Raw genomic sequence first — 4256 nt, forward strand, 5'->3', positions numbered from 1 at the left:
CCTCTCGTTGGCTTGGCTTGTCTTTGGTTGGTTCGAAGTCTCCCCATCCTGTTCTTTCTAGGCATGAAGCAGTTGTTGCAAATGGCGTTTGATTTTTTGGGCGGACCGGATCCGGTGGTGCCCGAAAAATCGCCTGCGCCTGCGCCCACCGCTCGGATGCCCGAGCCCGACGCGCCACCGGCATTGCCGCTGTCTCAAGTGTTCCAACCCGCTGCCTGGCACCACCCGCGTGCCAACCGTTTGCTGCACCTGGGCGGCTGCGACGTGGCCTACGAATTCAAGCGTGGCAAGCGCCGCACCATCGGCCTGTCGGTCAGCACCGATGGCTTGACGGTGAGTGCACCACGCTGGACACCGGTGGGCGAGGTCGAGGCCTTGTTGCGCGACAAGCAGGCCTGGGTGATCGAAAAGCTGCAGCGTTCGCGCGAACGCGCCGATCGGCTGGAGCAGGCGCGCACCGTCTGGGCCGATGGCGCCGAATTGGACTACCTGGGTCAGCGCATCCGCCTGGTGCTGGACCCCACGCACACGTTTCAGCAAGTCGGCGCCGTGCTGGTGCCGGGCGATGCCGCCGTGCCGGGGGCGCTGCCCAGCCTGTGCCTGGGTCTGCCGCACAAGGCCACCGAAACCCAGATACGCGACGCGGCCAAGGCCTGGCTCATGCGCCAGGCCAAGACCTTGTTCGCCGAGCGGCTGGACCACTTCGCGCCCCAGCTCGGTGTGCGCTACAGCCAGCTGCGGCTCTCCAGCGCGGGCACGCGCTGGGGCAGCGCCAGCGCCGACGGCACGATCCGCCTGAACTGGCGCCTGATCCACCTGAAGCTGGAGATGGTGGACTACGTGGTGGTGCACGAGCTCAGCCACCTGCGCCACATGGACCACAGCCCGCAGTTCTGGAGCACGGTGGCGTCCATCCTGCCCGACTACCGGCAGCGCCAGTTGCTGTTGAAAGAGGGCGCTGTGTCGGCGGGTGAATAGCGGGATCGATAAAAAAGCAAACTTCGGGAACCGGGGAGGAATGGCATGGCATGGATGCATGGCGCGCAGCGCTGGATTTGGGGTGTTCTGATCGGTGTGTGTCTGGCGGGCCCCGTGGCCCGTGCCGACGAACTCACCGACCATTTCGATACGTTCTGGCAGTTGCAATGGCAGCAAAGTGGCTATTTGCGCGGCCTCACGCGTTGGCCGTTGACGCCAGAGAAGCAACTGCACTACAGCTTCAGCGCCTCATCGGACAACACCAACAGGCGTTGGGCGGTTGATGCCTTGAAGACCGTGCTGGATGTGATGGGATGGACGGGGGTTGAAGTGCCTGCGGGTGACGCGCGCGCCCAACTGCTCTTCGAGGTGCGGGAGTTCACCGACGAGGAAGCCCGGCAATATGCGTGCTGGGCCAAACCCCACATGGAAGCCGCAGGGCTCGAAAAAGTAGACCTGGTTTTGAGCTCGCGCTGGGCCTACACCTGCGTGCTGCACGAGATGATGCACGCCATGGGCTTGCCCGGGCACCCGAGTGGCGACACGGTGCTGAGCTATTTCAAAGGCAACCAGCTGCAACTGACCGCGCTCGACCGGTTTTTCTTGAAGGCCTTGTACGCACCGCAGTTGACGCTTTCGATGTCGCCGCTGGAGGTGGCCCAGCACTTCAACCACATGTGGATCGAACAAGAGGTGCCGATGGCGGGCCGCGCGGCAGCGTGGGAGCTCGAAAAGCGCTGGTTCGACGGCACGGTCAGCGAACTGGAGGCGTTCGCCAGTGGTTCGGGCGAACCCCCGAAAATCCTGTACCGCTCGGGCAAGATCAACGACGAGGGCGTGCGCTGGGGGCGCATGCAAGTGCAGTATCTGCTGGGCTGGTCCTATCTGGGGGAGGCGGAATTTGCGCCGAATCTGGGCAAGGCCCAGAGCTTCTTGCTGCAGGCCAGCCGGAGCGGGCACGAGGGCGCTGCCAGAACTTTGCTGCACGAATCCACCAGCGGCCGTTTGAAGCTGAAAGTCTCTTCTGCTGTTTGCGAGTGGGCACGCGGCGTACCCGCGGAGCAGCAGGCGGGCGCGGCCGAACACTACAAAACCATGTTGTCGTCGCCCGCATGCAGTCTGGCGCCACTGGGTTTGAACGACTCCCGAGGCTAGCCGGGGCCTGGCGCTGCTCAGCTCTGCGTTGGCGCGAAGCGGTAGATGCCGTCGGGTCCGGTCTCGCGCCGGAGCTGTCCGGCATACCAAAGCAAGTGCAGGTGGGCCAAGGCTTCGCCCATGGCGAAGGTGGTCTGGTGCAGATCGAGCGGGCGCTTGAACATCACCGGCAAGATGTCGGCCGCGCTGCACGGCTTTTCTTGGCAGGCGAGCGCCACCTCATCCAAGCGGTCGCGGTGGTGGTTTTTCAGCTGCTGGATGCGTTCGTGCAGGCCGCTGAAGGGCTTGCCGTGCGAGGGCAGCACCAGGGTCGCTTCGGGCAGCGGCAGGTATCGCTCCAGGGAGTCGAGGAACTGCCGCAGCGCATTGCTCTCGGGTTCGATGTCGTAGACGCTGACGTTGGTGGAGATGCGCGGCAACACCATGTCGCCGCTGATCAGCACCCCCAGCTCGGCGCTGTGCAAGGCGATGTGCTCGGGTGCGTGCCCATAGCCGCTGATGCAGCGCCAGGCGTGCCCGCCAATCACCACCTCCATGCCGTCCATGATGCGGTGGAACTGCGCCGGCACCGAGGGCACCATGCTCGGGTAGTAGCTGGAGCGGGCGCGGATTTTTTCCAGGCTGTCGGGGTCGACCATGCCGTGCGAGGCGAAAAAGCGCGCCGCGCTGGCGCCGCCAAACCCGGTCGTGCTTTGTGAGCCGATGCGGGCCGAGTTGTAATCGGTGGCGCTGATCCACAGCCGTACGTTCCAGCGCTCGCACAACCAGCCGGCCAGGCCGATGTGGTCGGGGTGCATGTGGGTGACCAGCACGCGGATGATCGGCAGGCCTTCGAGTTCCTGGGCAAAAATGGCCTCCCATTGCGCACGCGATTCGTCGCGGGCGATGCAGCAGTCCACCACCGTCCAGCCCTGTACCGGACCATCGGGCCCATCGATCTGGTCGCGCAACAACCAGAGGTTGATGTGGTCCAGCGCAAAGGGCAGGGCCATGCGAATCCACTTCACGCCGGGCGCCACGGTGATGGTGTGGCCTTGCTCGGGCAGGGCATCGCCCAGCGGGTAATGCAACCGGGCCTCGAGTTCTTCTTTGCTGGGTTCGGTCATGCTGGGGGTATTTCCGTGAAGAGAGGGCACCCGGTGGCTGGTGGGTGCGCTGGCGGCGAGCGCCGAAATTGAACTAAGATCGCACGAACTGACGTTAACGTAAACGTCAAGTTTGAGGGCATTCTACGCAGCGGCGCGCCAGTGTGCTGTCTGCTATCCGACACCATGGCGAGCAACCCGACCTACACCATCAGCGATTTGGCGCGCGAGTTCGATCTGACCACGCGTGCGATCCGCTTCTACGAAGACATGGGGCTTTTACAGCCTTTGCGCGAAGGCCCGGGCGGGCGCAACCGCATCTACAGCGCACGCGACCGCACGCGGCTCAAGCTCACACTGCGCGCCAAGCGGCTCGGTTTGTCGCTGACCGAAGCGCGCGACATCATCGACACCTACGACAGCCCGCGCGATACCGGGCCGCAGCTGCGCAAGTTCCTCACCGTGCTGGCCGAACACCGGCGCCAGCTGGAGGAGCAGATGGCCGATTTGGTGGCCAATCTGGACGAGGTGAAAACGCACGAGAAAGAAGCCCGCGCCTTGCTGGGCAAGATCGAAAAAGCCCCCAAAACGGAACGGGCCGCGTAAGCTGCAGGCGCGCCAGCCGCCCCGACCGCTGGTGTTTTTGAAAGGCCCCGCATGATCTGGATCGCCCATACTGTGGTCGCACTGGTTGCGCTTCTGCACCTGTATTTTCTGGTGCTCGAAATGTTTTTGTGGGACAAGCCCGCTGGCTTGCGTGCTTTCGGCCAGACGCCTGCGTCTGCGGCGGCCACCAAGGTGCTGGCGGCCAACCAGGGCTTGTACAACGGCTTTCTCGCCGCCGGCTTGTTGTGGGGCTTGCTGCTGGGCGCTGAAGGTTTCGGCGTGAAGCTGTTCTTTTTGACCTGTGTGTTGATCGCCGGCCTGTACGGCGCGGCCACGGCCAGTCGCAAGATTCTTTACGTGCAAGCCCTGCCCGCCGCCTTGGGGCTGGTGCTGGTCTGGCTCAGCCGCGCGGCCTGAACCGGCGCCGGTTCA

At 64.3% G+C, this 4256-nt stretch carries 5 protein-coding genes; 4 read left to right on the forward strand and 1 reads right to left on the reverse strand.

What is annotated here, in order from left to right; genetic code table 11:
* Positions 1–63: 63 nt before the first annotated feature.
* Together ABYB95_RS18060 and ABYB95_RS18065 are read left to right on the forward strand one after the other, a co-directional pair.
* Positions 64–978, forward strand: a complete 915-nt coding sequence (locus tag ABYB95_RS18060; protein WP_372660033.1) for a M48 family metallopeptidase — start codon at positions 64–66, stop codon at positions 976–978.
* Positions 979–1023: 45 nt separating this feature from the next.
* On the forward strand, positions 1024–2133 hold the full coding sequence (locus ABYB95_RS18065) for a hypothetical protein (RefSeq protein WP_372660035.1): 1110 nt from the start codon (positions 1024–1026) through the stop codon (positions 2131–2133).
* A gap of 17 nt (positions 2134–2150) precedes the next feature.
* Here the strand turns inward: ABYB95_RS18065 and ABYB95_RS18070 are convergent, their stop codons facing one another.
* Entirely contained in the window at positions 2151–3239 is a 1089-nt protein-coding gene (locus ABYB95_RS18070; protein WP_372660037.1) for an MBL fold metallo-hydrolase, read from the reverse strand.
* Between the two features lie 165 nt (positions 3240–3404).
* On the opposite strand from ABYB95_RS18070, the gene ABYB95_RS18075 reads away from it, so the two are divergent.
* Together ABYB95_RS18075 and ABYB95_RS18080 are read left to right on the forward strand one after the other, a co-directional pair.
* Positions 3405–3824, forward strand: a complete 420-nt coding sequence (locus tag ABYB95_RS18075; protein WP_372660039.1) for a MerR family DNA-binding transcriptional regulator — start codon at positions 3405–3407, stop codon at positions 3822–3824.
* 51 nt (positions 3825–3875) lie between these two features.
* Positions 3876–4241 carry a DUF1304 domain-containing protein gene (locus ABYB95_RS18080; RefSeq protein ID WP_372660041.1) on the forward strand — a complete coding sequence of 122 codons (366 nt, stop codon included), beginning with the start codon at positions 3876–3878 and terminating at the stop codon, positions 4239–4241.
* The last annotated feature ends 15 nt before the right edge of the window (positions 4242–4256 follow it).

This window comes from Hydrogenophaga sp. (assembly GCF_041633695.1).
Lineage (GTDB): Bacteria > Pseudomonadota > Gammaproteobacteria > Burkholderiales > Burkholderiaceae_C > Hydrogenophaga.

What these genes read in the sequence shown, in the direction of transcription:
- ABYB95_RS18070 (WP_372660037.1), bottom strand. Translation starts at nt 3,239, where the DNA reads ATGACCGAACCCAGCAAAGAAGAACTCGAGGCCCGGTTGCATTACCCG.
- ABYB95_RS18080 (WP_372660041.1), top strand. Translation starts at nt 3,876, where the DNA reads ATGATCTGGATCGCCCATACTGTGGTCGCACTGGTTGCGCTTCTGCAC.
- ABYB95_RS18065 (WP_372660035.1), top strand. Translation starts at nt 1,024, where the DNA reads ATGGCATGGATGCATGGCGCGCAGCGCTGGATTTGGGGTGTTCTGATC.
- ABYB95_RS18075 (WP_372660039.1), top strand. Translation starts at nt 3,405, where the DNA reads ATGGCGAGCAACCCGACCTACACCATCAGCGATTTGGCGCGCGAGTTC.
- ABYB95_RS18060 (WP_372660033.1), top strand. Translation starts at nt 64, where the DNA reads ATGAAGCAGTTGTTGCAAATGGCGTTTGATTTTTTGGGCGGACCGGAT.